Raw genomic sequence first — 4023 nt, 5'->3', positions numbered from 1 at the left:
CCAGGCCCTCGACAACCGCAATCGGCACCCGCTCGTGGCGAAGCGAGGTGACCGACCGCGGTTGCAGCCTTGGGAGGCTTTGGTCCGCCGCATTTGCTGGACGACGGCCGGACTAAAGAACGAAAAGTGCTGCGTCGATACACAGTTACGTGAAACGCCTTATGCTAGAAATCAACACCGCTGCTCTCACAGCGATAATGCCGGAAGGCTAATGAAAGCCATTCCACGGGATGAGAAAGACGTTTCGTTATTCTAATAGTTTATAGTTTTAATGTTCTTTTCTTTCACTTGCCACTCTTGCACCTCTCGGAGGACATCCGATGGGAGACAAAAATGGAAGTTGTTCAACTTGACGCCACCCGAATCCGCCCGACCGCCGCACGTCTTGCGAATGAGGAACAGGTGCTGGCCGCCGCGCGCAGGCTCGCGGGCGAATTCGCACTGGCAGCCTCGAAGCGCGATGCCGATCGCATTCTTCCGTTCCAGGAACTGGACACGCTGTCGCAATCCGGCCTGCTCGGAATAACCGTACCCGCGGAGTATGGCGGTCTCGACGTCTCCAACGTCGTACTGGCCGAAGTGACGGCCATACTTTCCGAGGCCGACGGATCGATCGGACAGATTCCGCAGAACCACTTCTACATTCTGGAAGCGCTGCGAACGGATGGCAGCGAGGAGCAGAAGAAGTTCTTCTTCACCCGTGCCCTTGCCGGCGACCGGTTCGGCAACGCACTGTCCGAGCGCGGTACGAAGACGGTCGGGCACTACAACACCCGCATCCGCAAGGACGGACTCGGCTACCGGATCGACGGGCGGAAATTCTATTCCACCGGCGTGATTTTCGCCGACTGGGTCACCATATTCGCGCTCGACGAAAACGAGAACCTGACGATGTCCTTTGTGCAGAAAGGCACGGAAGGCATTGAGATCATTGATGATTGGGACGGATTTGGCCAGCGCACGACAGGCAGCGGCACAACCGTTCTCGACAATGTCTATGTCCAGGCGGATGCCGTCGTCTTTCACCACAAGGGCTTCGAGCGGCCGACGACCATTGGCTCCGTCGGCCAGATCATCCATTCCGGCATCGATCTCGGCATCGCCCGCGCGGCCTTCGCCGACATGCTCGATTTCGTAAACACGCGGTCGCGGCCGTGGACGAACAGCGGCGTCGACAAGGCATCCGAAGACCCGCTGACGATATCCAAGGTCGGCGAAATCGCCATCCGGCTGGAAGCCGCCACCGCGCTCGTCGAGCGCGCCGGCATTAAGGTCGATATCGCCCAGATCGAGACCACCGAGGAGAACGTGGTTACGGCGACACTCGCGGTTGCAGCGGCCAAGGTGTTGACCTCAGAAATCGCGCTCGACGCCTCCAACACCCTGTTCGAGCTCTCCGGCACGGCTGCCACCGGCACCGGCCTCAATCTCGACCGGCACTGGCGAAACGCCCGCACCCACACGCTGCACGATCCTGTACGCTGGAAATACCACGTGGTCGGCAACTACCACTTGAACGGCGTCAAGCCCCCGAGAAGCGGCGCGCTCTGACAAGCACGAAAGAGCCCCGTCGCATCAGATGCGGCGGGGCTCGCAGCGTCGGGAGGACCGCTGTTTAGCTGTAGAGGCTGACCTCGGGTATCCTGTCGTTGAGCACGAAGTCGCCGACTTCCCTGGCCTTGTAGAAGACGGGATCGTGCAGCGTGTGCGTCCGCACGTTTCTCCAGTAGCGGTCGAAACGATAGGGCTCTGCCGTCGAGCGCGCGCCGGTCAGCTCGAACACGCGCGAGGTGATATCGAGCGAGACATTCGTCGCGTGCACCTTGGCGGCGTAGGCTTCCGCCGCCGCTTCCCCGCGCTCGCGCGCTGTTGCTTCTGCACCTCGCGACAACGCGGCCTGAACCGCGGCGGCGGCCCGATCGGCCAGTGCCGCGGATGCCTTCAGCGACGCGGTGAACTCTCCCACGCGCTCGAGGATATAGGGATCGTCCTGCGCGCGGGCGACGCCCGACGTGACCCAGGGGCGCGTGGTCGTGCGCACATAGTCGACCGCCTGTCGCAATGCGCCTTCCGCCGTCCCCAGATAGAAATTCACAAAAACCAATTGGATCAAAGGCGTATTGAAGCTTGCTAGCACGTTGGGCGCGGTGCCCTCCTCCACCGGCGTGCCGATCAGATCCTCCTCATAGACAGGGAAATCACGGAACTCGACGCTACCGCTGTCGGAAAGACGCTGGCCGATATTGTCCCAGTCGTCATTGGCGATATAGCCCGGCCGGTTGGTGGGAACCGCGAAGCTCGCGATCTTTCCGTCAAGCGTCGCATTGGCGTTGATATAGTCCGATATTCGCGCCGCCGTGGAGAAGGATTTTCTGCCGTTCAGCACGTAGCCGTTGCCACGCTTTGTCAGCGTAAGGCCGGGGTCGCGCGGATTGACGGCGGCGCCCCAGTAGAGATCCTTGGTGACCGTTTCAGTCCCAAGAGCATTGGCCCTGGCCGCATCCTCGATCGCCCAGTATACGTACTGGCTGTTGACATAGTGATAGCCGAGCAGCTGCCCGATAGAGCTTTCCCCACGCGCGATAATGCGTACGAGCTGCAGCCCGTCGACCCAGTCGAGCCCGCCGCCGCCGATGCCAGGCGCGTGCAGCGCATTGAGCAGCCCGGCGTTCTTGAGCTTGACGATCTCGTTGAGCGGCGGCCGACCGTCACGATCGAGCTCGGCCCCACGCCGCGCGAGGTCGGCTGATATCTCCTCCGCTCGCGCGAAAAGCTCGGCTCTCGTCGCGCCTCGGCTGGCAACGTGGATGACATTGGATTGGCTCATCAAAAACTCCCATTGAGATAGAGCGGTCCGACAGGCAAGCCGCCGGCCTTGCATGTCTGCTGTCAGAAAAGCTTCGCCGGGATCCAGGGCGCAGTGACCACGTCGCTGGTGTTGAACTCGGGCAACTTCTTCGCCAGGTCCTCGATTGTCTTGACGTTCGCCGACCGCAGCGCCTCCTGCGTCAGCAGCGTCGGCTTCACGGTGATGTTGTGCGGAACATCCTCACCGGCGATCTGCAGGGCCGCGGCGCGAATGGATACGGCGCCGACGACAGCCGGATTGGTCGCGACGGTCGCCACCCACGGGCTTCCCTCCTCGGTGATCTCCTGGATATCGGCGGTGGAAACATCGGCGGAATAGATCTTCAGCTTGGGTGCGATGCCGAGGTCGTTGGCAGCCAGCTTCACGCCACGCGCGAATTCGTCATAGGGAGCGAAGACGACGCTGATGTCGGGATTGGCCGTCAGCGCCGCCTTCGCCTGGTCCGCCGTTGATGTCGCGGTCGTATCGCTCACATTGCCGAAGCGTGCCTTCTCGACGACGCCCTTGTTGTCGGCCTTGAATGTCTCCCAGACCTCGTTGCGGCGGTCGAGCGGCGCGAAACCGGCTACATAGACATAGCCAGCATTGAAGTTCGTGCCGTTCTCCTTCACTGCCTGTTCGAGCGCCTGCCTGGCAAGCTCATGATCGCTCTGCTCGACCTGGGGTATCTTCGGATTGTTCAAGTTGACGTCGAAGGCGACAACCTTCACGCCCTTGTCGAGCGCCTGCTGCACGACGTCGCCAAGCGATTCCGGCAAGCCGTGATCGACGACGATCCCCTGAACGCCAAGATTGACGGCCTGCAGGATCTGCTCGCGCTGCTCGGCGGCGTTCTGGCGGCCGGGGAAGATGCGGAGATCGATGCCGAGCGCCTTCGCCTGCGCCTCGGCGCCGGCCTGATAGGCCTGGAAGAAATCGCCGGCGGAGATGTAGCTGATCAGGGCAAGCTTCACGCCCCCCTTGTCGAAGGGCGCCGGCGCTCCGGCCAGCCCTTCGGCGTTGGCAGCACCCAGGGCGACGAATGAGATTGCGGCGGCAGAAAGCGCCAGGCGGCTGAAAGTCTTCATTATGCGCTCCTAAAAAGATCAAGTTGTCCGCGGCTTTCCTCCGCATTTTCATTAGGTGGTATTTTCTACCTTTTTAGTAGATAAATT

3 protein-coding genes are annotated in these 4023 nt (G+C 61.4%); 1 reads left to right on the top strand and 2 read right to left on the bottom strand.

The window, feature by feature from the left end; genetic code table 11:
• Positions 1-333 precede the first annotated feature (333 nt).
• Positions 334-1551, top strand: coding sequence for an SfnB family sulfur acquisition oxidoreductase (locus QTL95_RS02745; RefSeq protein ID WP_289718426.1), 1218 nt, complete (start codon positions 334-336; stop codon positions 1549-1551).
• A gap of 64 nt (positions 1552-1615) precedes the next feature.
• Here the strand turns inward: QTL95_RS02745 and QTL95_RS02740 are convergent, their stop codons facing one another.
• Together QTL95_RS02740 and QTL95_RS02735 are read right to left on the bottom strand one after the other, a co-directional pair.
• Positions 1616-2827, bottom strand: coding sequence for an acyl-CoA dehydrogenase family protein (locus QTL95_RS02740; RefSeq protein WP_289718425.1), 1212 nt, complete (start codon positions 2825-2827; stop codon positions 1616-1618).
• Positions 2828-2889: 62 nt separating this feature from the next.
• Positions 2890-3936 (bottom strand): substrate-binding domain-containing protein, encoded by a 1047-nt coding sequence (locus QTL95_RS02735; RefSeq protein WP_289718424.1) that lies wholly within the window; start codon positions 3934-3936, stop codon positions 2890-2892.
• Between the last annotated feature and the right edge of the window lie 87 nt (positions 3937-4023).

The organism is Rhizobium sp. S152 (assembly GCF_030380735.1).
Classification (GTDB): domain Bacteria; phylum Pseudomonadota; class Alphaproteobacteria; order Rhizobiales; family Rhizobiaceae; genus Rhizobium.
This window is presented reverse-complemented; position numbering and strand designations above follow the sequence as displayed.

Bases quoted from the DNA above. Each gene is read 5' to 3' on its own strand.
- QTL95_RS02745 (WP_289718426.1), top strand. From the start codon at position 334: ATGGAAGTTGTTCAACTTGACGCCACCCGAATCCGCCCGACCGCCGCA.
- QTL95_RS02740 (WP_289718425.1), bottom strand. From the start codon at position 2,827: ATGAGCCAATCCAATGTCATCCACGTTGCCAGCCGAGGCGCGACGAGA.
- QTL95_RS02735 (WP_289718424.1), bottom strand. From the start codon at position 3,936: ATGAAGACTTTCAGCCGCCTGGCGCTTTCTGCCGCCGCAATCTCATTC.